Raw genomic sequence first — 23370 nt, 5'->3', positions numbered from 1 at the left:
CCGTTCTTTCACAAAATAATCACAGACAAAGAAAAAAGCAATAATGATTTATTCTACAATCCTCTACGCTCTCATGCGAGAATAAGTTTCCGAAATTTGCAATTATGTGTAAAAAGATACAGTCTTATCCCTTTCATTTTACGGTAAAAAACTGTTCATGCAGGAGAAAAGACAAGCATACATATGTAAAAAATACTATCTGATCGGAGTGAGCATCATTCGTTCTGTCATCGTCACCGCTACAGCTACAGTTGCACTGATCCTATTGCTCTATGCCGTGTTTACTCCAGATGAGAAGCAGACTTCCTCCGTTCCGCCTTCTCATTCCCAGTCTAAAACACAAAAAATAGCCTATCTTACATTCGATGATGGGCCTTCTGCAAATACACGCTCCATCCTTCGTATTCTGGCTGCCTACGATGTACAGGCCACCTTTTTTGTGACTGGAAAAAATACAGCATCAGGACGTGAACTATATCGACTCATTCGCCGAGGCGGGCATTCCCTTGGTCTGCATTCATACTCACACAACTACCGCCATATTTATTCATCTCCGCAGGCGTTTCAGAACGACTTTGTGCAGTTGGACAAGCTAATTCACGTAAGTACTGGCTACCAACCAGACATTCTCCGCTTCCCCGGGGGGTCCAATAACCATGTCAGCTGGAAATACGGCGGGAAAGATCTGATGATGACACTCGCGCAACAGAAACTAAAAGAAGGCTACCAGTATTTCGACTGGAACGTAGATTCTACGGACGCTTCTGTGAACCGCCAGAAGCGCGAACGCATTGTACAAGCCGTTCTGAATGGATGCCATGGCAAACAAAAAGCCATTATTCTTATGCATGACAGCCCAGCGAAAATAACGACCGTACAAGCACTGCCCCAGATTATTGAAGGGCTTCGCAAACAAGGTTTTACATTTGCCCCACTTACCCATGATTCATTTACCTATCATTTTATCCTCCCTTCCTACTAACGTCTGTAGGCAGCATACGTTATAATTAGGGAAAATATTGGGGAAGTGATAACAAACTTATGATACGCAATCTACCTCCACACGTCCTGCTTGTACTTGCGACGCTTCTATGGGGTGGGAATTTCGTCATTGGCCGGGCCGTTGCCGGGCAACTGCCGCCTTATACACTGTCGTTTGTGCGCTGGTGTACAGCGCTGCTTGTATTTCTACCATTCTGCTGGCAAAATCTACGAGCAGACTGGCCTATGTTGCGAAAGCGCCTGCCGATGCTTTTTTTTCTGTCGCTTACAGGTGTCGCTGGCTTTAATACGCTCCTGTATATTGCGCTGCACTACACAACATCAATCAATGCATCGCTCGTGAATACGTCAACACCCATTATCATTTATTTGATTACTTTCTTTGTGCTACGGGAAAAATTAAACCGGAATCAGTTACTCGGAACAGCGCTCTCCCTTGTCGGTGTTGTTTGTATCATCTCCCGAGGCTCGGCTGCCGCCTTGCTTACGTTCTCCTTTAACAAAGGGGATCTGCTTGTCATCGCAGCCGTCATCTGCTGGAGCATTTATTCAATCCTGATCAAGAAAACAGCCGGGCAATTGCCGGGCAACACGACGTTTGCTGCAACCATGCTTATTGGTATCATTTTACTATTCCCATTCTTTCTGTACGAAACGTTCTGGTCGGGGGTACATGCTGTCTGGTCCGTTTCTTCATTCGCCACGATTTTATATGTAGGTATTCTTGCTTCCATCGCGGCCTTCCTGTCGTGGAACACAGCCGTCGCCCGCGTCGGTGCAGCACATGCGGGTGTATTTCTGAATTTGATTCCGGTATTCGCGTCTGTATTTGCCATCCTGTTTCTCAATGAACATCTAGCTTGGTATCAGCTTCTCGGCGGCGCCTTTGTCATCGTCGGCGTCTACATCTCAGCGAAGCTTCCGCGTCCCATGGTACAATATAAACAAATAAAACACTAGGAGGCCCGCTTCATGACTCTTACAATTGAACCGACTGCTCTCGACTGGTTCCGCTCGGAAATGAGCGTGCAAAAAGGAGAATTCGTGCGCTTTTTCGTCCGTATGGGTGGATGCAGCACCGCCCAAACCGGCTTCTCGCTCGGAGTGGCCAAAGAAGCGCCAAAAGAAATCGGCATTTCTGCTACGATAGACGGAATTACCTTTTATATGGAGAAAGAAGATACCTGGTATTTGAACGAACAAGATCTACGTGTTTCCTACAATTCTTCCCGAGATGAAATTGAATTCTCTTGAGCAGATAAACGGCAGGTGTCTCGTCTACACCTGCCTTGCCTATTTTATGTGCCAATCCGAGCAAGTGGACCACTCGGATTGGCAATGTCCTGTAGAGAAGCCATCGGAATGGCAAACTCCGGCACACCATATGCATACGGTGTATATTCATATAGTTGAAAATAAATCACAAGGTCTTGCGGTGTAACGAAGTAATCCGTCGATTCTATTACTGTTTCAAACGGGGCAGTCTGTGGGATGTCCCGCTTCTTGAACTGACGCTTGATCTCTTTATTTAGTCGTTTCTGCCAGTCACTTCCCCGACGGAACAGTTCGGCTAGCGTATATGCATGCCCGGTCTGGGTATTATATGTGCGGGATCTGTACGTAACCATGCCGTGAGCGGTACCATCTGCATAGTAATACAGCTCAAATACCAGGCTTAGCACCTGACTCTCATTGGCTTTCACTTCGTATCCGCCTCCGAATTCCTTATCTTCCGCATTCGGGTACTGATCCGCACGCAGCATACCCGTAAGTACATTGTGAATATCCCGGTTGATGTTCTTCTGCACTCTACGGTTCAAAGGGATATGTACATCCGGGTATGTCAGCTTCAGACGCGGCTGAACTAACTCCTTGGCTTCCACCAGAACCGTACTTTTGTTCTCACTCATAACCTTTCCTCCTACATTCCGCGAATTCATCTTGTGTAGCGTATTCCCGGTTTCAGAAAAAAGTGAGTAGCCAATTCAAATCGTTCGGTTCACACATTCTCTTTTTCCCTTATACTTTACAGAAGGGGGGATGTATTCTATGACGATTATTTCTTTATATAACAATAAAGGCGGCGTAGCGAAGACAACAACCGCCATAACAACAGCTTCTTGTCTCGTGCAGCTAGGCAAACGCGTGCTTCTGCTTGATCTGGACCCGCAGGCCAATGCTTCAGATGCAGCAGGTATAGGAGAGGAGGGTAACGTATCTTTATTGCTTGAACTGCTTCTTACTTCGCGAGGATCAGATCCATTCTCCATGGGACAGGTGGATGGACTTCGTCGCCCTTCATCCATTATTGGCTGCGATGTCATTCCTGCCTCCCCTGCTCTTGATCAATTCGCAGAACAGGCGGCACAAGGTACAAATCGAGAATTTCGGCTTCAGACCATACTGGCTCCACTCCGTTCGTCTTATGACTATATCTTAATCGACTGCCCACCATCCCTGTCTCTTCTGACGATGAACGCGCTGGCAGCCTCTGATTATGTGGTAATTCCATGTGACAGTTCTAAATATGCATTGACTGGCATGAGTAACCTGATTACAAAATATAATAAAATTCGAGAAAGCTGTAACCAAACGTTAGAGATCGCAGGCATTCTAAATACAAAAGTGGAAATGCGCGCCCAGACGTCTCGCTTATCGCGTGAAAAGCTAGCTGATTACTTCGGGGATCTGCTGTTTACGTCCTACATCCCTAAAAGCGCATCCGTGGAAAAATCACAATATGCCGGAGAGACTTTGCTTACCTATGATCGACACAGCCCTGCGCTCGCCGCTTACCAATCATTCACCAAGGAGCTGATTCAGCGTGTCAGCACGAAGAAAAACCAGTAAACAAACCATTGAACGGGAGATGGACCGGATTCTCGGCGGCATTCATATTTCTGGCCGACAGGCGCCCAATCCGTCACTACAGCAGGAAAGCCTCTGGTATACCTTTCATCCCTTCGTTCTGAATCTGCGGTTCTGGTCCGCCTGTATCCAGACATTTAACAAGGAGGAGCGATCATGAAAGAACAGGAATTAAAACTGCTGCTTGACCGGAAAGCATATGAGAAATTGTTAGAAGATTTTCCGAATGCACCTGTTCCGGTTAAGCAAATCAATTATTATTTTGATACCCCTGATTTTTATCTTGGCCGTAATAAGATTATGCTTCGCGTACGACAGGAAAAAGAGCACTTTATTTTATGTGCTAAAATTTTGCAGGACGCGTCCGGCAGTTCGCTCATCTGTACTGAACTGGAACAAACAATCCCGGCAACTGTTTTTGAACAAGGAAAACAGAATGCGGACATATTGCTTAGCCATTTGCCAGCGGAAGGACAACAAGCCATCCGCTCCCTCGTTTCCCCGGAGCAAATCAGTCTACGCGGGGCACTTGAAAATGAACGGTGCCTACTTCCATTTTCTGATTCGTCGTATACATATGAACTAGATCGCACACTATTCCCGGGAAATAATGAAGCATATGAGCTGGAGATCGAAGGGGTAGAAGATGAGGATGCCTGTCGCCGGGTCATGGAAAATCTGACTGCACATGGGTATACGTTCACCCCACACAAAGAAAGCAAATATAAACGATTTCAGGAGGCGGCTGCCCGACTCTTGTAAAGTATATACCAATAAAAAAAGGAGCAGTCCCCTTGATATACGGGATTGCTCCTCTTCACTATACACATGAATTACTCGCCAAAAGTCGCTCAAACTTCTCAGCTGGCACCGGTGGGCTGAGCCAGTAACCTTGAATCTCATCGCAGCCACACCGTTGCAGGAACTGCAATTGGTCATCTGTCTCGACACCTTCAGCAATTGCCTTCAACTTTAAATTTTTCGCCATCGTCACAATGGTGGCGGCAATCGCTGCATCATTCGCCCCATCTATAATATTGCGGACGAATGACTGGTCAATTTTTAGTTTATCAATCGGAAATTTGGTCAGATGCGTAAGTGAACTGTATCCTGTACCAAAATCATCCATACTAATACTGACTCCAAGTGATCTTAGCTGCGCAAGTACTTCCATCGCCCGTTCCACTTCCATCGTCATCGATTCAGTAATCTCCAGATCGAGATAGGAAGAATCCAACCTAGTTCTTTCCAGGGTATCTGCTACTGTACGAGCCAGATCCTGCTGAATGAACTGGCGAAACGACAGATTCACTCCTATCTTAATAGGGGGGAGCCCCGCTTCCTGCCACAGCTTGTTCTGCCTGCATGCCTCGTCTAATACCCAGTTACCCAGCGGGACAATCAGTCCAATCTCTTCTGCTAATGGAATAAACTCACCAGGCGAGACGAATCCTTTCTCCGGATGAATCCAACGAATCAGCGCTTCCGCACCAATAATTTTGCCCGTCGCAATGTCCATCTGCGGCTGATAATACACCATGAACTCCTCACGTTCCAACCCTTTACGCAGCTCCCGTTCAAGGAGCCAGGAGTCATGTGATTTCCGATTCATACCAGGGCGGTAATACTGATAGCTTCCACCTTGATTTTTGGCATGGTACATGGCGATGTCCGCATGGCGCATAAGGGTCTCACTATCCTTGCCATCCTTAGGATACATAGAGATACCGATGCTTGCAGTCATATGGAACTCGCACCCTTTTATTTTGAAGGATTCCTCCAACACCTGGGCAATACGATCGGCTACTTCACTCACTTCCTGCTCTCCCTGTACATCACGGCATAGCAACGTGAATTCATCGCCGCCAAGACGCGCGATCACATGCCTCTCCTCAAGACAGAACCGCAAGCGATCTGCAAGCATGCGTAGCAATTCATCCCCGAGTGCATGACCCATGGAATCGTTCACATTCTTAAAGCGATCCATATCGAGAAACAAGATGGCCATCTGACTCCCATTCGCTTCTGCTTCGCGGAGCGCTTCCTGAAGCTTCTGTTCATAGAAGCGTCGGTTGATTAAACCTGTTAGTTCATCATGGTACGCCATATACTCAACACGCTTCTCTGCCAGGCTCCGTTCCGTAATATCTTTGGCAATTCCATATACGCCCACGACATCTCCATCCACAATGATTGGAATATTCGCCACGTTAATATGCACATGCCGCCCTGACTTGTGCACAATGGTAACATCATAGTTCTGAGCTTTTCCCTCTTTTGCTCGCTCAAAGTGTGCTTGTGCTCGGTCTTGATCTTCAAGCAGTACCATCAGAAGTGGAGCCTGATACAGAAGTTCCTCTTCGAAATAGCCGGTTATCGCTTCTGTCGCTCGATTCATACTCATCAAGCGTCCTGCCAGATCATGTGTAAAAACAGCATCCACATTGTATTCAACCAGGGAGCGATAGCGTTGTTCACTTTCTTTCAACAGACGCTCAGCCTGCTTATGTATGGTAATATCCCGTCCGATTACAATCAATTCTTTTGGCTTTCCATCTTCTTTATAAACCGGAACTTTCACCATATCCAAAAATACGGGATGTCCATTCGGAAGCCGAAGTTCTTGTTCGATACGTACCATCTGACCTGTAGCCCAGATTTCCTTGTCTGATTGTATACAGTTCATAAATACATCTTGATTACACGTGACGAATGGTACAAGCTCCTCTGTTGTTTTTCCTTGATAGGCCACAGTTTCTAGCCCAAAAAAGCGTAGAGCAAAAGAGTTGGCGGCTAGCCATCTTCCCTCTCCGTCTCGGAAGCATACAAAATCCGGGATGCTATCCATGATGGTCCGCACGATTCATTCACGCTCCTTATTAATGATTCTGATTGCTTAATTATACACGACCTTTTTATGTAATTCTCTCCATAAATTAACCACTTTCTTAGTTTTTCGTGGAAATATATGCCTGGCGCGGATGATTGATCTGATCTGGGTAGCGAAGATGAAGGCGATGCTCTTTCACCAGCTTGGATAAATAATTATTTCGCAGGCCATCTGGAGTCCGTTCAGTCAGCTGCGCAAGCTCTTTGAGCATAAGTGGCTTCTGTGCACACAATTCTACTAGTAGATTTTCCATAATAGAAGGATTGAGCCGTTTTCGCTTCCGCGCCAATTCTCCCATCTCCCAGATCTGCTCCCAGGTAACAGGCATATGCGGCTCAGTCTCCAGCTCCTCTTCATCCCCCGATTCTTCTTCCTGATTTTCTGGCACACTCTCTGAATCTTTTTTATTATAGGAGCCAGACGTATTATTCAAGGAGTTTTCGTTATTATTCAAGGAGTACGAAGCTTTATTCAAGGAGTTTTCTCCGTTATTTACGGAGTCGTACTCTTTGTTATAGGAGATAAACTCCTTGTTTAATAGTTCCCAATCCTTATTCGAGGAGTCCTCGATTTCATCTATTATAGGAGTATCGTTATTTACGGAGTTCCGCATTGTTCGGGAATCACTCGCTTTTTCCACTGTTTCTGCATCAATTGTTCGCAATGTCAAAATCGTTCGAGCAGGATCTTCCTGGCGCAAAATTTCAGGGATTGCCCAGTTATTTGCTTCCCACGTCTGTCGAATGGTGAAAAATCCAGAACCAGCCCGCTCGCCAAGCCCGATCAGCAAAAACATTTTACTCAGATTCGGATTTCTTATATCACTTGTACCACCGGCAAATGCCTGGGCTTCAGCAATTCGGAATGAACCCGGATTAGCAAATACAAACTCTGCTTCCTCACGCTCAATAACAATCCCGCGTTCCCCATAGTAATCCGTATGAATCAATGTATTTACAAAAGCTTCGCGCAGTGCGGTGTGTATGTCTGTTTCATCACGGCGCACAAAACCGTCCACCTGGAATGGAATCCGAAGACGGGATGTTAGGCGCGGCATAACTAGAAAATAAAATTCGTATAAATTACCTGACCACGTTCCATCCTGTGAAGTCACTCTGTCCGTCCATCTCTCATCTCCAAAACCCGTCCCTTCGGCGCTGCGATATTCCAGGAAATAATGCGGGAGCACCTCGGTAATCATCCGCTCTTCACTAAACATCAGCAGCCCGGCAAGCGTCAGTCCCTCTTTGCCAGTATCACGCAGTTTCCCCCATGCCCCGATTTTATAGAGAAACTCTTTCGTCTCCAGACCGTTCCACGGATGATCCGGTCTAGCAGAAAGAAAGCGGCTCCGATAGCTTTTAACAGAATCAAAATGCAGTTCATTTACGCCATAATGCTCAAGTATTAACCCATCCTGTACCCCAAATGGTGGCTCGCCCGGGTAATTCGTTTCTCCAGTTCTATACACAAATAATCTCCCTCTTTACTTGTTCTTATCATTACCTTTCATTTTACCATCGTTTAGGTTTCTTCGGCGCAAAGTAAAAGCCTGACCTTCTCCCTAATAGGAAGATATGTCAGGCTTTTATGTCTCTCTTTACACGTTAAACTGGCTTACCTCGTGCTGTAACTCTTGTGCTAAGTTACTCAGGCTTTCAGCTGCTGCCGTGATTTCTTCGGCTGATGCCAACTGCTCCTCCGAAGAAGCTGCTACTCCTTGCATGCTTTCCGAGATGCCTGAAGCAATATCCGCCATCTGCTCTACAGAAGCTGTAACCTGCTGGGTGCTGGCAGAGATTTCTTCTGTTGCTGCCGATACTTCCTGCATCCCCTCAACCGCCTGTTCAACAGAGAATAAGATATGTTGAAATGCTTCTCCTGCATCATTGGCTACTGCCGTTCCCGCTTCTACATCTTTCGTTCCCTTCTCCATAGCCTGTACAGCATGTGCTGTGTTTTGTTGAATTCCTTCAATTAATGAAGCGATCTGCTCCGTAGATTGTCTCGACTGTTCAGCCAGCTTCCGAACCTCATCGGCCACAACAGCGAATCCTTTACCATGCTCACCAGCACGTGCGGCTTCTATCGCCGCATTAAGCGCCAGCAAGTTGGTTTGTTCCGCAATTTGGTTAATCGTTTCAACAATATTGCCAATTTCTTTCGAGTTTTCTCCCAGGGTACGAACCACATCGGCTGACTCTTTAACCGAAGCTTGGATTTCTTCCATCTGTTTAATGGTGCGTTTAATAATTTCATTCCCTTGTTTGGATTCGGTAAGCACTTCCATAGCCGAATCAGATACGGCAGAAGTCGATTCCGCAATTCGTTGAATCGCGATCGCATTTTCTTCAATGGCACGTTTGGTTTCATCCATGCCACGTGTTTGTGTTTCTGACCCACTGGCAACCTCTTCAACGACAGAGGAGACATGGTTAGTCGCTTGTGCTGCCTGCTCGGAACTGGCAAATAACTCTTCCGACGAAGCGGCGACCTGTTCCGCATTGGATTGTACCTTTTTAATCAGATCGCGCAGGTCATTCTTTGTCTGATTAAACGCTACGGCTAGCTCTCCAATCTCATCCTTACCTTTAACTTGTACATCCTCAATCGTAAGGTTTCCTGCCCCAAGTTCTTTCGCCGCGTTTGTAATGGCTATAATCGGTCTGGAGATGATTCGATTAATCATAACAGCTATCACAGTCCCCACAATAATGGCGACTCCTGCAAGCATAATCAGGAACTGCTTAACCGCCTGTACTCTTATACTTGTTTCATTACTTACCGTTTGGACATAATCCCCAACAAACTTTTTGAACTCCTGCGCTTTTTCCGTAAACTTACGCGCGGCGTCGCGCTCTTGTGTTTTCACAAGTTGCTGGTATTCCGTAACCTTATTTTGTTTTTTATAGGCAATTAACTGTTGTGCAATAACACCATAGTCGTCGTTCAGTTTATTCATCTCAGCGAGTAAACTTTTCCCTTTCTCTGTCACCAATAATCCTTCTAAGCTTTTGCTAACTTCCTGGTATCGACTATTGGCTTTTTCATACGATTGTAAAGCAGTTTCATCTCCTAACAGCAAATACCCGCGAACTGCTTTTGATTGTTCATTTACAAGTGAATTTGCTTCTGTTATGAGTATTATTTTCTCATCTTCTTTACTAATCAATTCGCTATATGTTTGATCTACATTGTGGAACTCATAATAGCTTACTCCTACCAATATAGCTAGAAGTAGCAAGATAACTCCAAATCCCCCTAGCAACTTTTGACTAATTTTCATCTTTCAAACCATCTCCCCACTTTTTTCTCTTTAATATTTTGAAGTGCATTTAACATTATAATATACGAAAACATCTACAAATCTAAAAAAACATCTACTTCTACAATGCGTTACATTGTAATATTTGCATAGTGCAATTCATGCATTGTAGCCTCTATGGTTCTTTTGTGATGCTATAATCTAATGGGACTTGAGAAATAGAAAGGATTACTATATGAATTTGCTAAAGGAAGAACCACTTCAAAAAGGATTGCTGTATGACGGTCGATATTTCCAGAGTCATCAAGAGATGATCGAGACTCTACTTCATGAAATAAACAAGCAAATTATTCGGATCGATATGGGAGATCTTCAAAATCGCCTAGATCATCGCAACTATATCCGCTTTCGTCTTGTACATCTCCAGCACGTATTCAACAACATTCCGCCACAGCAATACCGTTCTACATACAACTCTCTCTGGAGCCATCTATATCGTTTAGAACACCTATCTACTGGACATGGTGCCTATCTGCGAGGGCTTCTCGAAAAACTTCTCGCTGCCGCTTCGAAATAGCACGTTACGGGATGGAACACAACTGCCATCCTTTTTTTGTGCATTTTTTGTAATTTGCTACAATAGAAATCGATACTCATATGTCTGTAGGAGGTTTCTCATGGCACAAAAAACAAATGCGGTACGTCAGCTCGATCAGAATAAAATACCATACGAATTACGGAACTATACGGTTGATGAATCGGATCTCTCGGCAGGTACGGTAGCTGCCAAAATTAATTTTCCGCTGCCGCAAGTTTATAAAACTCTCGTCGCGCGCGGAGATAAAACCGGCGTTCTTCTCGCCTGTATTCCCGGTGATAAGGAGCTTGATTTAAAAGCATTGGCGTCACTCAGCGGAAATAAAAAAGCAGAGGTCGTCCCGCTCAAAGATGTTCAGCCTCTTACCGGCTACATCCGTGGCGGCGTCTCTCCACTTGGATTAAAGAAAAAATATCCGTTTTTCCTGGAAGAAATAGCGCTTTCGTTTGGTACGATCTCGATTAGCGCCGGGGTACGCGGCTGCCAGGTTCTCCTGAACCCACAGCATCTCGTCTCCCTTACTCGCGCTATATGCGGCTCTATCTCCAAAGATGCATAGTATGCCCCTTTTTCTCGTATTCTATGACCGGAATTGCTAGAACCGAATAGAATACAGCAATACTACGGGGAAGGAGGAGGACGGTATGACATCACAGAATAAGCGGAAACGTCCCATTTCCCCTTTCATTCAGGAGCGTTCCCGACATCTTCATGCCTTTCTACAGGCACTATGCATTAGCGAACGGGAAACACTCTGGTTTCGTCTGATTGATGACAACTCTTCTCCTCTTTCCAAAAAAGTAGCCATCAATCTGTCCCGCCCCTATAAAGATATTGAAAAATCAGTTTTACAGGTCCGTTTTACAAACTCACGAAATACCTTGATCAATCCGTATCAAAGCAATATAAAAGGATATGGCGTACATATGGTCATTAACGGCGGAGGCACAAAGAAAGAGAGCATCCGACGGATACGGGCGCAGTTCATTGATGTTGATCTCAATAAACGCACGGCACAAGCATCATCACGCGAAGAAGCAGACGTGATCGCAGAAGCCTTTCAGCATGATGAGAAAGATCCGGTCACAGATGTATCCTGTAGAGAATCAGGCGGGCTATTCCATCTGACCGGAATTCGTACAGAATCCCATGTTCAGCATCTCAAACAACAATTCCTGCATCAGCATATGCCTGATCTGACAGACGCGATGATTGTGGAAACACTCAACGGCTATCATATTTACTGGCCAATCCGGAATGGAGATGTGAAGCAATTCTCCCCAATTCAGCAAGCGTTAAGCCACAAATTTCAGTCCGATCCAAATATATGGAACTTATCCCGTACGATGCGTATTCCGGGCTACTATCATATGAAAAATCCGTACCGTCCTTTTATGCTTCAAATTATCCAACCAGGGCGTGCTACTCCGTTTACACAGAACGAATTAATTGACCGTCTTGCGCTTACACTTGAATCATAAGAACAGATGCCTGTCTCTGTCATCGCCCTTCCTGATCCCGTACATGTCCGCCAAGCTCGCTCATATGCCGAATATGCACATGAGGACGGACACCGCGCCGCGCCATTTCTTCCGAATCTCCTCGATACAAAAAGAAGCGGATGCCTCCATCTTGTGCCGCTTTGCCGTCAATCCATGAGTCCCCAACGAACGTCCACCGCTCTTCTGGCACATGCAAATACTGGTTCAACACATGCAAAATCCCGGATGGAGACGGTTTGAGTGCCGTCATCTGTTCCCGCCCGGCTATATGATCGAAGTAGTGGGCAATCCCTGTCCGCGTAAGCGCCTCAACCGCAGCGGAGCGAGCGTTGTTCGTTAGTATGATAAGATAGCCATAATCATACAGATCCGTCAGCATATCCAGAACATGCGGCTCTAGTATAGCCTCACGCATCCCTTCTCGTTCAAATCGCTCCACCGCCTCCCAGATCACTCCTTCTGCCTCTTTTGTCATCTTCCCCGACTGCCGGGCCAGCTCGATCAACTGGGAAGCTGTATGGTCCTGCCACGCTAGATCACCTGCACACAGCCCTCTGCTTACGATCTCCTCAAACACCGCTCGCTTCATACCGCCAAAATCAATTCGAGACTGTAGCAGCGTATTATCCATGTCAAATATAATGCCGTATTGTTTTTCCGTCATCATGCCACTCCTTTTCCAACCATTGTTCATGAAAGAATTTCTTCAAATTAGTATCAGGTACTAAAATCTCATGCTATAATCAGAAAAAACATTATAGAGGAGTTAAAAGATATGGTTTATACAATCGTCCGAAATTGCGTAAAGTTGTGGCTGCATATCCGCTTCCGTGTTCGCATTGACGGAATTGAAAATATCCCGCGCGAAGGCGGCTGCATTCTGGCAATGAATCACACGAGCAACTACGATTCATTATTGGTCGGCACTCATACACCGCGTAAAATGTACATCATGGCCAAAGAGGAATTATTCCACAAGCGCTTCTTCGCCTGGCTCATCACTGAGATGGGAGCTTTCCCCGTAAAGCGCGGACAAGCTGACCTCAAATCACTTAAATATACGTTGAAGCTCATTCAAGACGGTGGCTTGTTCTCCATCTTCATCGAAGGCACCCGCTCCCAGAACGGTGAGATGCAGGAAGCGAAGAAAGGCATCGGCTTTATCGTTAGCAAAAGCAAAGCACCGGTTGTTCCTGTATACATTCATGGAGCCAAACGCGGCTGGTTCCAGCCGGCAGGCGTTGTATTCGGCCCACCTGTCCAGCTCGAAGACGGCATCAAACATGAAGAAGCAGCGACACACATTAAAGAAGCCATCGAAAAACTGGCGGCCGCACAATAGGGCAATTTTGTGAACAGTCCCGTCGTGTGACATGTATCACATTCGCATTCCTTCCCCTCAATTATAGTATACGTATACGGTGCTTCTCCACTTTAGAAGAGAAGCGAACTCGTAAAGGGGGATATAAGGGATGTTCTGTTATCAATGTGAACAAACGCCAAGCGGCGGCTGTAAAGTAATCGGGGTATGCGGCAAAAACGAGGACATTGCTAGTTTGCAAGACATTATGATCTTTGGGTTAAAAGGAATCGCAGCATATGCGACACACGCACGTCAGCTTGGCTATACCGATCCATTCGTGGAAGAAACCACGCAAGAAGCGCTGTATATGACGCTGACAAATTCCAACTTTAACACTCAGGAACATATTAACATGGCGATGAAGGTTGGCCAGGCAGCTGTTCGTATTATGGATGTACTCGACCGCGCTCACACAGACCGCTTCGGCATCCCGCAGCCGGTACAAGTATCCCAGAATAAAATTGAAGGCAAATGTATCATCGTAACCGGACACAATTTGTTTGCGCTTGAAGAACTGCTTAAGCAATCTGAGGGCAAAGGCATTAATATCTATACACACTCCGAGATGCTACCAGCACACGGCTATCCAGAGCTTAAGAAATACCCGCACCTGAAAGGCAACATCGGAAAAGCATGGTTTGACCAGCGCCGCCTGTTCGAAGAGTTCCCAGGTGCGATTCTTGCCACAACGAACTGTGTTATGCCAATCAAAGGCACATACGCAGACCGTTTCTTCTCTTACGATATCGCAGGGCTTGAAGGTGTAACGAAGGTAGAAAATGATGACTTCACCGCGCTTATCCAGCGCGCACTTGAACTGCCGGAAGCCAACATCGAATCCGAGCAAAAACTGACAACTGGCTTCCATCATGAGACGGTTATCGGCATTGCACCGGAAATTATCGATGCCGTAAAAGCAGGCAAAATCCAGCGCTTCTTCGTCATCGCAGGCTGTGATGCACCGGGCAAAGGCGGCGAATACTACCGGGAGCTGGCAACCTCGCTTCCGCAAGACACTGTGATCCTGACTACATCTTGTGGTAAGTTCCGTTTCAACGATGTGGATTATGGTACAGTACCGGGCACTAACATTCCGCGCTATATCGACCTTGGTCAGTGCAACAACTCCGGTTCCACAGTGAAAATCGCACTGGCACTCGCAGATGCATTCGGCTGTACAGTCAATGAACTGCCAGTTAGCATCGTTCTGTCCTGGTTTGAACAAAAAGCAGTGGCGATCCTGCTTGGCTTGTTCAGCCTTGGCATCCAGGATATCCGCATCGGTCCAAAACCGCCGGAATTCGTCACACCAGGTGTACTGAATGTTCTTCAAGAGGCATTTGGTCTGAAGCTGATTACAAATGCACAGGAAGATATGCAGGCAATGCTTACTGTCTCAGCAAAATAAGAGGGAAGCTGTCCCAAGAGCCAGAACATGGCGAACGGGACAGCTTTTTTTGTGGTATCGACAACGTGTGGTGGGGAAGCGGTATCGGGCGGGGCCTCGTCACTTCGGTACGCTTACAGGGAAGTATAGACTGTCCGCTCCAGGTGCCAAGCGAACTCGCCCACAAAAGGTGCCCCGCGATGTATTCGCATCGAAGCTTGTGGGCAAAGACCCGTTCGCCTGCCCCCTTCCGCTGTGGAGTCGCGTACAGGCGTTCCGTTGCCCCGCCCGATCCCGCTCCTAGCACAGTTTGAGTGGAAACCCTCAAACACCTTATCCCATGCCTGTCTCCACGTTGAGAATCCATTGGTCGCGCTGTGTATAGGTGAAAAACGGTTTTGTAAGTTCAAGAAACCGTCCGCGTGTTGATCAAGAAACAGCTTGCGGTTCTCGCGGTAACGCTGAATCCGCTTTTTATGTGTGGCTGGCGGGAAGTATCATTAATCCCGAACAAAGAAAAAGCCCCATCTCGTAGAATTTCTCTACATAAGAAGGGGAAACAAATAAATCAGTTTACAGGCTACGTTTCCAACAGGGAACCACCGATAACTGGGTTTATGTTGCTTTCACTAATATGACGTCCTACCAATACGCCTAGGATTAATTTTAATTGTTAGGGATAGGGATACCACGGAGCTAATCTTCTTTCTAGGCAATGTATCCTTTTTATTACCCTCTATGTACCATTTCTTTTATATCTGCAGTAATTTTTAAGAACCTCTCTACATCTAAATTTGGGCAAATATCGAGAACTAATAGTAAAGTTTCTTGAGCAAAGGTGAGCATTAAAATAGCTTCATTCATGATTTCTTTATCTTCATTTTCCCAGTATGTTAGGTTTTTCTTTCGATCAGTTCTTAGAAATGTCCTGAATTGCTTTTTTGCTATTAAGTCCATAGTATCGATAACTTGTTGAACCTTTTCGGGATTTGAAAACCTATCTGTTTTTAGGTCATATTCTATCTCTGCTCTTATTTTTCGATACTCTTGTAATTCATTAAATAGCAAAAACTTCTCTACTTTCTTCTCAATTTCTTTTTCTACACGAAATATCTCTTCGGTGTGTAGTAACAATTCAAAAAGTGAACGATTCAATATCTTAGCTTCTTCCCAGTGATCATGTCTAAGTAAAAGATTTATTAAAACTACTAATCCATTGATTTTTAGTAACGTAGCTATCTTAACAAGCTCGGTATTGTTCGTAGGCTCTGGAATACCGGAGTGGTGTGTTGTTTGATACAAGAAATCAATGTATTGATCTGTTAGAGAAAATAATTCTTTACATCTTTCTAAAGCAGCTGGTATATGTATGACTTTCCCACCTTGTTCTTCCGACATGAATTCCCTCCCTATTTTTTATTTTCATTCTCTATTGTTGGTAGTATTTACTCATAGCTGGATCACCAAGAACGCTACCTTGTTCAACCACTAGAGATTTAATTTCAGTTATTCGCCCATTACTATCCTTAGTGATCCATTTATACCACTTGTATCTTCGATCAGGTCTCATTTGGTCATAATTTTTAGAATACTCTATAGAAGTAGGTGAACCCCAGCTACTTTTGCTTATGTCAGATTCTAGCATTCCATTATAAGGTGGAAGTGACCCAATATTTTTTTCTTTGTATTCAAGTTCTTGTCTATTTTTTTCATCTGTTCCGTCCAATTCACTTTCTAAGTGTAAATCCCCATTAGGTTCTGTAAGGCTATTTGTACTTCCATATTCATATGTACCTTTGTTTGTATTAATCATGATATTAGGTAAAACGATTTCATCTATCGTTGTCTTTTTACCGTATAGATTATACTTAGAAATCAGCCAGCTCCTTTTACTCTCATAATCATTCATGATTGGCTTTAGAAAAATATATTTATCTTCTAAGCTTAGTTGATCAAAGTCTTCACCAAAAGTCAGATTTAAGTTTTTTAATTTTGGACCTGACAGGCTGAATTCTTTTACACCTTTGATTTTAGGAGCTACACTCTCGGCAACATATGATTTCAGATCACGATTAAATTTATAGTGGTTTATGAAATCACCAATATAAAAAACTAAAATAATCAAAATTACTGCAATCACAGAAAAAAGACGACGTTTAGGCGGCAAATTCTTCATAAAATCACCCTGTTTATTAGAATAATTTTCCTGAAAAAAGTATAGCATTTTGTAGATAATTTACACATACTCACTTTTTATAAGGCCCGATAATTTGCATTATAATAAACCAAAAAATCCGAAATATAGCTAATAAAAGCCTGATTCCATTTTTTTCTTTCGGGGAATAACCAAAAACGGTCCTATTTGTTCAAAAGAAGATCTCCCATTTTATCTCAATCACTTAAGTTCTTATGTTATTTATTTGATGTGTTTTTCATTTTGCAGGTGTGAAACCACTACAAGCTGGACAATTTTTTATAATAGATTCTACAGCGGCCTCCTCCACTTGGCATGGCAACCGAGTTGAACCAATGCATGTTTTTCTTCCTAAGCTCTGGTGTGTTCGTATTTTTCGCAGGTTCAATATTATCCATATCCACTAAAAAATGCGGCTCAATTACGAGCCGCATACTGTATTTGAGCCAATTTTCATTACGACTATACTCGCATCTTCCAACGCTTCTAGCTCATGCTCTTCCTGCGGGTCCATATGCAGCAGCATGCCTGGCACAAGCTCTACGTCCTGCTCGCCCACTCCGAATCGAACACGCCCCGCTACAACATGCACGATGGCGTCGCTTGGTGTACGATGGCGGGCGACTTTTTCTCCTGCTTTCAGCTGTAGATTCATCACCACTCCGCCGCCAAATTCAAGCACTTTTGCACGGCCTACCTTTCTGTCCTCCAGCATATGTTGCAGTACAACTACTTCCATAATGCCATCCCCCTTCTGTTTTCCTGCTCTTATCATACCCGGAGACCGGAAAACATTCAGTGATGATCGTCACGGCAGTTATGGTGCAAAACGCAGCGATGTTGTCAGCCGATCATAACCAAGCTTTATATGTGAAAAGGTCGCTTTTGCATGATCAAGATAATCTTGAGGATTATGCAAGGACGGGCTATAATGCGTCAGCCATAGCTCTCTCACACCGCCATCCCGCGCAAGAGTAGCGGCTTCCGAGAACAGCATATGCCCGTGCTCTTCCGCTTTCGGAAGGCTCTCGTCATCTCCATACATGCCTTCTCCGATAAACAGATCAGCATCCCGAATAAACTCCACAAGCTGCGGCACCGGGCGCGTATCCGTGCTATAGCATACTTTTAATCCTTTACGTGGTGATCCAAGCACCATATCTGGCGTATATGTACGTCCATCAACCGTTACAGCCTCACCTTTCTGTAGGCGGCCCCAGTAGACAACCGGCAGATCAAGTTCCGATGCTTTGCGGGCATCGAACTTACGCCCTCGCTCCACTTCCAGGCTGTAACTTACACATGGCACAGTATGCTGCACTGGAACGGTACGCACAATGAAATCCCCGATCCGATGAATCGACTCCATTTCTTCTGCCGCAAGCTCCACCAGCTTCAATTCGTATGGAAGATGCGGCGCGATTACCGTAATACCCGCAATGACAGGAGCGAGACCCGGCGGACCAATCAGCGTAAGCGGCTCGGTTCGCCCCGCATTTGCAATTGCGAACAACAGACCCGGAACCCCGGCGACATGATCCGCATGGTAATGCGTGAAACAGATCGCTTCAATCGTTTTAAACCCCCAGCCGAGCATCTTCATCGTTACCTGTGTGCCCTCTCCACAGTCAATCAGCACCATTTTGCCGTTGTACGATGCAAGCAGTGCAGTCAGCCACCGATTCGGCAGCGGCATTGTACCTCCGCATCCAAGCAAAGCTACATCAAACATATGTAAACACTTCCTTAACTTCATAAAATGAAAAACGCTGTCATGTATGGTTAGCTTACCACAGGTGACAGCATTTTTTCCTATTTTGTTACCCGGTGACCCCAAAGGCTTCCACACCAGCTGGAATGGTCCATACTGCATCTATTTTCGTGACAAATACGGATTGTCCTGAATCGTGAACCGCCAAGGATAATGAACGGCTTCTTCCGCATAATCAATATTAATACGCGGTCCTGCATTCACCTCGAACGACGCAAACGGAACGAGTGGATCGGTAATAAAAAGTTCGTCCCCGAGTAAATCAAGACCATTATGCGCCCGTGTCAGACCGAGTGCCCCGCACAGCTTGCCTGGGCCATTCGTTAAATTACGCATCTCCCGTGGTGTAAGCAGACTCGCTTTCCCAAACCGCGCTTCCGCCATCACGTCAATCCCTTCTGTCGGCTCAAGCGCCCGAATGAGCACGCCCTGCGGTGTCCCTGCTTCATTCACGACTGCATTCAGACAGTTATACATCCCGTAAATGATATATACATACGAATACCCCGGTGGCCCGTACATAACTTCATTGCGTGGTGTTCGCCTGCCGCCGTATGAATGTGCTCCTTTGTCTTCCACGCCCATATAGGCCTCGGTTTCCACAATAATACCGGCCCTACATATGCCATCCTCCTGATGGACTACCCGCTTGCCAAGCAGTTCCCTGGCTACGGTTACAGCATCACGGTTATAAAAATCACGGTCCAGCTTCACAGACGCACCTCCTTATGATGAACGTGGCTCTCCTCCCGCGAGTTTCTTCTCTGCTCTGATACGTGCTTCCCGTCCGTCTTTCTCTAGCATCAAGGCTTCCTCCATTATAGAAGTTAACCCCTCGGTTGTCTGCTTACATGCGTCTGCGGCCCGTTGCAATGCTTCTCCTGCCGCTTCCTGCGCTGTCTGCTGGCGGCACAAGGTCAGAAGTGCCATCATTTGATTTTTCCACAATGGGATCGCAAGCAAAATTGATGACTGGATTTTATCAATCAAAATACGGTGATTTTCCTGAATGAGCCGGATCTGTGGGAGCGCCTGCAAAGCAATCGTCTGGCTTACGAGAAGATCATTCTCCCTGGTCGCAAGACGATCCGAGAAACTCTGAGCATCCGTGACTGCCTGTGCGTCCATGACATCTCCTGAGGAAGCAAGGCGGCGCTCCAGCATCGGCAGCTGCTGCTTGTCCACTTCTACTCGTTTCTGCCGGACTGCGGCCAGATATACATCCATTTCGCTGTACTGCACTTCGTATTTTTGATACATCATATCCAGCATTGTCAGGTCACGAAGCATCTGGTGGCGCAACCGTTCAAGAATATCGGCAAGTTGCTCCACTTCACTGCCAATGCGCTGGTAATGAGCCAGTTTCTTCTCCACCACTTTACTGGGTGAAGTACCAAATAGACGCGACCAGAACCCACGCGCTCCGTTCAACAGAGCATCGGGATTTGCTTCTTCCAGGCGGCTGACCAGGTCATACAGCAAGACACTAATCTGTTCGGGTGTATTGCGCTCACGCACATATCCGAGCATCTGATCGGCCATGCGGGCAAGCTGTCCCTGTACACCGGCTCCGAACTGAAGCAACGCTTGTGGATTCTCCATCCGAATGCGAGCGACCAGCTCTTGCACCTGTCTTATCTGTTCCGGCTTCAGCATTCCAGGCCGGATACTTGCTCGTTCTTCTCTCATCGTTTTGACTCCTCATGCGTGTACACCTTATCCTGTCCAGATACCGATGTATACGGCATGTCCACCTCTGTTCCTCTGGCTGTGCCAATCGATTTGCGTAAAGTCTCCAGTTCAATATCGAGATTCATCACATCGTCTGAAAGCACCTGCATTAGCTCCTGTTCCAGGGCAGCTGTAATATCACCAAGCATTTGCTCGGTCTTGTGAAGCGTCTCTTTCATCTCGGCATTACGGATCGGCTGGCTCATCAGAAATGTGTACTTATCAAGCACATGCAGGGTTGAGTCCAGATAAGCTGAAAAAAAACTGCGGGCCTGATGGAATTTGTGTGGTTGCTGTTCAACAATCTGTATAATCTGACGAGCAAGCTTATACAAATGCGATATTTTCTGCCACATGACAAACGAACGCAGACGGAACTGGAAGTAGCGAATCTGCTTAAGCTTACGGCGTGCGTCACGAAGATTTTGTTTGATATACTTGCGGTCGGAACGGCTGATTTCTACCCCATCTGGAGTGGAAACGCGCTCGGAACCAGAGCGGAGCACGGCCCAGACAATAAGGGAACCTGCCATAAACAGTATCAGTAAAAACAAAGGGACACGGAAGACAAGAAGCAACACAAGCAGGCTAACTCCACCAATAACGAGGCCTGCCAGTGTGCGCATAACAGACAGTAACGATTTCATGCTTTCCCCTCCATGATATGGTAGCTCGGTATGATACATCCTAGCACTTTACTTTTCCTTACTCAACCATACGCATGAGCCCCTGCATCCGTTTCATTTCATTCCTCCTCGTACAAAAAAGGAGACAGGAACGAAAGCATCCCTGTCTCCTCTTTCTGCATTAACATCCTTTCCAGTTCGGTGGACGTTTCTCAAGAAATGCACAAATTCCTTCTTCCGCATCAGCAGCTGTCGCGTTCAAACTCATGACTTCTTTCGCGTACGAGTACGCAAGCGGCTGAGGCATCTCAATCTGTTTATAGAACGCCTGTTTACCGATTCCTACAGTAAAAGTGCTAGCCGCTGCAATTTTTTGTGCCAATGCTTTTGTTTCATTTTCAAGATCTTCCGCAGGGACTGCCCGGTTAATCAGCCCTGCAAGCAGTGCTCCTTCTGAATCTAAAGCTTCGCCTGTCAGAAGCATTTCCATTGCCTTTTTTCGCCCAACTGCTCTTGTCAGTGCTACCATTGGAGTCGAACAGAATAGTCCGATCTTCACGCCAGGCGTTGCAAATTTTGCATTTTCTTCTGCCACAGCAAGATCACACGTCGCTACAAGCTGGCATCCTGCAGCTGTGGCAATGCCATGCACTTGAGCGATAACAGGCTGCGGAATGGATTGGATGGTTTCCATCAGCTTTGTACACACGTCAAACAGATGACGGTAAAACACTGGACTTTGATTTGGCATCTCGCTCAGATCATGTCCGGCACAGAAGGCAGGGCCACTTCCTTTTAGAATAACGACAGCGATCTTTTGATTATTGCTTATGGTTTCAAGCACACCAATCAATTCCTGCATATGTTCAAGCGAGAGTGCATTACGCTTCGTGGGACGATTCATCGTTACGTGTGCAATCGGCCCTTCTGTTTCAAAAAGAACATGCTGGTAATCGGCTGTTTTTGTATCGGCCATTCTGTCTCCTCCTTTAATATGTCCATCTTTAATTATCAGATAAAATAGAAAAATCCTTTTTATTGTAGCATACTGGTTCATCACCAGGAAACACCAAATGTATGCGTTATCATACCGGAATGTGGAAAGTATTGGGGCGTCAAAGGCATTTACGATGGTTCGATTGCGAGTACAATCGCCAGTGTTACGATGATTCTTGCGGCTTTACTCACACTTTTCACGGTCCCATTTGCCGCTTCTCTCCTCCTGTCCCTGTGAAAAGAGGATTTACTTTTATCTACTGATTGTGTAAAGTAAGAAACGCACTACTTTACACAGGAGACGAAACATGAGAGATAAAAAAAAGATTACAATTACAATGAACAGTAAGGAAAAACAAAAACTAGAAATGTTGGCGGAAGCTGTTGGCTGGAGCTGGGAAGAACTTGAAGAGTCATTGCATACACTGGTTGCAGAACGGATTTCACGAAAAAAAGATACACAAAAACACCGGGAGCTTATATATTAGGAAAAAACTCGCAGAAATCGTATTCTTCTGCGAGTTTTATTTTTTATATTCTTACTGAACGAAAAAAGCCTCCGAAAAAATTCGGAGGCTTTTTTTATGGGCCTAGGCTGACTCGAACAGCCGACCTCACGCTTATCAGGCGTGCGCTCTAACCAACTGAGCTATAGGCCCTTATGGCGGAGAAGGAGGGATTCGAACCCTCGCACGGTTTAACCCGTCTACTCCCTTAGCAGGGGAGCCCCTTATAGCCACTTGGGTACTTCTCCAATATAAATAAATGGGGCGACCGATGGGAATCGAACCCACGAGTGTCGGAGCCACAATCCGATGCGTTCACCACTTCGCCACGGCCGCCACAGAACAAAGATAATGGCGGAGGGAGCAGGATTCGAACCCGCGTGGGCTTGCACCCTAACGGTTTTCAAGACCGCCCCGTTATGACCACTTCGGTATCCCTCCGCAATATGAAAGAAATATGGTAGCGGCGAAGGGGATCGAACCCCCGACCTTACGGGTATGAACCGTACGCTCTAGCCAGCTGAGCTACACCGCCATATTCAGATATAAAAATGGTCGGGAAGACAGGATTCGAACCTGCGACACCCTGGTCCCAAACCAGGTACTCTACCAAGCTGAGCTACTTCCCGATATAAATATGGCGTGCCCGGAGAGACTCGAACTCCCAACCT

26 protein-coding genes and 7 tRNA genes (1 of these 33 cut by a window edge) are annotated in these 23370 nt (G+C 45.9%); 13 read left to right on the top strand and 20 right to left on the bottom strand.

Translation table 11 applies throughout. The features are described from left to right. Positions 1–157: 157 nt before the first annotated feature. From CB4_RS02590 to CB4_RS02580, 3 genes are read left to right on the top strand one after another with little or no spacing between them, the layout of a single operon-like run. Entirely contained in the window at positions 158–982 is an 825-nt protein-coding gene (locus CB4_RS02590) for a polysaccharide deacetylase family protein (RefSeq protein WP_096463446.1), read from the top strand. Between the two features lie 59 nt (positions 983–1041). Then, entirely contained in the window at positions 1042–1962 is a 921-nt protein-coding gene (locus tag CB4_RS02585) for a DMT family transporter (protein ID WP_096463445.1), read from the top strand. A 12-nt stretch (positions 1963–1974) separates the two neighbouring features. Continuing rightward, positions 1975–2256 carry a HesB/YadR/YfhF family protein gene (locus tag CB4_RS02580; protein ID WP_096463444.1) on the top strand — a complete coding sequence of 94 codons (282 nt, stop codon included), beginning with the start codon at positions 1975–1977 and terminating at the stop codon, positions 2254–2256. A 44-nt stretch (positions 2257–2300) separates the two neighbouring features. Here the strand turns inward: CB4_RS02580 and CB4_RS02575 are convergent, their stop codons facing one another. Continuing rightward, the gene (locus CB4_RS02575) at positions 2301–2912 is read right to left on the bottom strand and encodes a DUF3298 and DUF4163 domain-containing protein (protein ID WP_172890756.1); all 612 of its coding nucleotides are present in this window, start codon (positions 2910–2912) and stop codon (positions 2301–2303) included. Between the two features lie 139 nt (positions 2913–3051). Between CB4_RS02575 and CB4_RS02570 the strand changes: the two genes are divergently transcribed. From CB4_RS02570 to CB4_RS02565, 3 genes are read left to right on the top strand one after another with little or no spacing between them, the layout of a single operon-like run. After that, positions 3052–3852 carry a ParA family protein gene (locus tag CB4_RS02570; protein WP_157737765.1) on the top strand — a complete coding sequence of 267 codons (801 nt, stop codon included), beginning with the start codon at positions 3052–3054 and terminating at the stop codon, positions 3850–3852. Then, on the top strand, positions 3827–4030 hold the full coding sequence (locus CB4_RS20790) for a hypothetical protein (RefSeq protein WP_146226630.1): 204 nt from the start codon (positions 3827–3829) through the stop codon (positions 4028–4030). The genes CB4_RS02570 and CB4_RS20790 overlap by 26 nt, the downstream gene beginning before the upstream one ends. Beyond that, positions 4027–4632, top strand: a complete 606-nt coding sequence (locus CB4_RS02565; protein WP_096463441.1) for a CYTH domain-containing protein — start codon at positions 4027–4029, stop codon at positions 4630–4632. Before CB4_RS20790 ends, CB4_RS02565 begins: the two co-directional genes overlap by 4 nt. 58 nt (positions 4633–4690) lie before the next feature. Here the strand turns inward: CB4_RS02565 and CB4_RS02560 are convergent, their stop codons facing one another. The 3 genes from CB4_RS02560 to CB4_RS02550 all read right to left on the bottom strand — a co-directional run bounded on the left by CB4_RS02560 (position 4691) and on the right by CB4_RS02550 (position 10046). Then, a complete protein-coding gene (locus CB4_RS02560) occupies positions 4691–6730 on the bottom strand; it encodes a bifunctional diguanylate cyclase/phosphodiesterase (RefSeq protein ID WP_096463440.1) in 2040 nt (679 codons plus the stop codon). Positions 6731–6818: 88 nt separating this feature from the next. Continuing rightward, positions 6819–8231 (bottom strand): putative DNA binding domain-containing protein, encoded by a 1413-nt coding sequence (locus tag CB4_RS02555; RefSeq protein WP_231956123.1) that lies wholly within the window; start codon positions 8229–8231, stop codon positions 6819–6821. 129 nt (positions 8232–8360) lie between these two features. After that, complete coding sequence (locus tag CB4_RS02550; RefSeq protein WP_096463439.1) at positions 8361–10046, bottom strand: methyl-accepting chemotaxis protein; 1686 nt, start codon at positions 10044–10046, stop codon at positions 8361–8363. 214 nt (positions 10047–10260) lie between these two features. Here CB4_RS02550 and CB4_RS02545 point away from each other — a divergent pair, with 214 nt between their 5' ends. The 3 genes from CB4_RS02545 (at position 10261) to CB4_RS02535 (ending at position 12104) form a co-directional block, all read left to right on the top strand. Further along, entirely contained in the window at positions 10261–10602 is a 342-nt protein-coding gene (locus CB4_RS02545) for a hypothetical protein (RefSeq protein WP_096463438.1), read from the top strand. A 100-nt stretch (positions 10603–10702) separates the two neighbouring features. Continuing rightward, positions 10703–11182 (top strand): Cys-tRNA(Pro) deacylase, encoded by a 480-nt coding sequence (ybaK, locus tag CB4_RS02540; RefSeq protein WP_096463437.1) that lies wholly within the window; start codon positions 10703–10705, stop codon positions 11180–11182. 85 nt (positions 11183–11267) lie between these two features. Further along, positions 11268–12104, top strand: a complete 837-nt coding sequence (locus CB4_RS02535; protein ID WP_096463436.1) for a hypothetical protein — start codon at positions 11268–11270, stop codon at positions 12102–12104. Between the two features lie 19 nt (positions 12105–12123). Here CB4_RS02535 and CB4_RS02530 read toward each other — a convergent pair whose 3' ends face one another. After that, positions 12124–12792 carry an HAD family hydrolase gene (locus CB4_RS02530; protein ID WP_231956122.1) on the bottom strand — a complete coding sequence of 223 codons (669 nt, stop codon included), beginning with the start codon at positions 12790–12792 and terminating at the stop codon, positions 12124–12126. A 108-nt stretch (positions 12793–12900) separates the two neighbouring features. Between CB4_RS02530 and CB4_RS02525 the strand changes: the two genes are divergently transcribed. From CB4_RS02525 to CB4_RS20785, 3 genes are all read left to right on the top strand, one after another. After that, positions 12901–13467, top strand: a complete 567-nt coding sequence (locus tag CB4_RS02525) for a lysophospholipid acyltransferase family protein (RefSeq protein WP_096463435.1) — start codon at positions 12901–12903, stop codon at positions 13465–13467. A 130-nt stretch (positions 13468–13597) separates the two neighbouring features. Beyond that, positions 13598–14896, top strand: coding sequence for a hydroxylamine reductase (hcp, locus tag CB4_RS02520; RefSeq protein ID WP_096463434.1), 1299 nt, complete (start codon positions 13598–13600; stop codon positions 14894–14896). A gap of 49 nt (positions 14897–14945) precedes the next feature. After that, a complete protein-coding gene (locus CB4_RS20785; protein WP_146226631.1) occupies positions 14946–15179 on the top strand; it encodes a hypothetical protein in 234 nt (77 codons plus the stop codon). A 425-nt stretch (positions 15180–15604) separates the two neighbouring features. Here CB4_RS20785 and CB4_RS02515 read toward each other — a convergent pair whose 3' ends face one another. The 8 genes from CB4_RS02515 to CB4_RS02480 all read right to left on the bottom strand — a co-directional run bounded on the left by CB4_RS02515 (position 15605) and on the right by CB4_RS02480 (position 22173). After that, positions 15605–16273, bottom strand: a complete 669-nt coding sequence (locus CB4_RS02515; RefSeq protein WP_096463433.1) for a DUF5677 domain-containing protein — start codon at positions 16271–16273, stop codon at positions 15605–15607. A 31-nt stretch (positions 16274–16304) separates the two neighbouring features. Further along, positions 16305–17015 (bottom strand): hypothetical protein, encoded by a 711-nt coding sequence (locus CB4_RS02510; RefSeq protein ID WP_231956121.1) that lies wholly within the window; start codon positions 17013–17015, stop codon positions 16305–16307. A 475-nt stretch (positions 17016–17490) separates the two neighbouring features. Then, positions 17491–17808, bottom strand: a complete 318-nt coding sequence (locus CB4_RS02505) for a cupin domain-containing protein (RefSeq protein WP_157737764.1) — start codon at positions 17806–17808, stop codon at positions 17491–17493. Positions 17809–17886: 78 nt separating this feature from the next. Beyond that, entirely contained in the window at positions 17887–18801 is a 915-nt protein-coding gene (locus tag CB4_RS02500; RefSeq protein WP_096463430.1) for a ribonuclease Z, read from the bottom strand. Between the two features lie 141 nt (positions 18802–18942). Then, positions 18943–19554: a DNA-3-methyladenine glycosylase gene (locus tag CB4_RS02495; protein WP_096463429.1), complete on the bottom strand. Its 612-nt coding sequence runs from the start codon at positions 19552–19554 to the stop codon at positions 18943–18945. Between the two features lie 12 nt (positions 19555–19566). Continuing rightward, a complete protein-coding gene (locus CB4_RS02490; protein WP_096463428.1) occupies positions 19567–20529 on the bottom strand; it encodes a toxic anion resistance protein in 963 nt (320 codons plus the stop codon). Further along, complete coding sequence (locus CB4_RS02485) at positions 20526–21218, bottom strand: 5-bromo-4-chloroindolyl phosphate hydrolysis family protein (protein ID WP_157737763.1); 693 nt, start codon at positions 21216–21218, stop codon at positions 20526–20528. Before CB4_RS02485 ends, CB4_RS02490 begins: the two co-directional genes overlap by 4 nt. Before the next feature lie 160 nt (positions 21219–21378). Then, the gene (locus CB4_RS02480; RefSeq protein WP_096463426.1) at positions 21379–22173 is read right to left on the bottom strand and encodes an enoyl-CoA hydratase; all 795 of its coding nucleotides are present in this window, start codon (positions 22171–22173) and stop codon (positions 21379–21381) included. Positions 22174–22501: 328 nt separating this feature from the next. Between CB4_RS02480 and CB4_RS02475 the strand changes: the two genes are divergently transcribed. Beyond that, entirely contained in the window at positions 22502–22681 is a 180-nt protein-coding gene (locus CB4_RS02475; RefSeq protein WP_096463425.1) for a hypothetical protein, read from the top strand. A gap of 97 nt (positions 22682–22778) precedes the next feature. Here the strand turns inward: CB4_RS02475 and CB4_RS02470 are convergent. The 7 genes from CB4_RS02470 to CB4_RS02440 form a co-directional block, all read right to left on the bottom strand. Then, a tRNA-Ile gene (locus tag CB4_RS02470) sits at positions 22779–22852 on the bottom strand. A 3-nt stretch (positions 22853–22855) separates the two neighbouring features. Further along, positions 22856–22947 (bottom strand) — tRNA-Ser (locus CB4_RS02465). A gap of 12 nt (positions 22948–22959) precedes the next feature. Then, a tRNA-His gene (locus CB4_RS02460) sits at positions 22960–23035 on the bottom strand. Between the two features lie 16 nt (positions 23036–23051). Beyond that, a tRNA-Ser gene (locus CB4_RS02455) sits at positions 23052–23140 on the bottom strand. A 17-nt stretch (positions 23141–23157) separates the two neighbouring features. Then, positions 23158–23234, bottom strand: a tRNA-Met gene (locus CB4_RS02450). Between the two features lie 17 nt (positions 23235–23251). After that, positions 23252–23328 (bottom strand) — tRNA-Pro (locus tag CB4_RS02445). 9 nt (positions 23329–23337) lie between these two features. Continuing rightward, positions 23338–23370 (bottom strand) — tRNA-Arg (locus CB4_RS02440); it runs 44 nt beyond the window's last position.

It is taken from the genome of Aneurinibacillus soli, assembly GCF_002355375.1.
GTDB classification, from domain to species: domain Bacteria; phylum Bacillota; class Bacilli; order Aneurinibacillales; family Aneurinibacillaceae; genus Aneurinibacillus; species Aneurinibacillus soli.
This window is presented reverse-complemented; position numbering and strand designations above follow the sequence as displayed.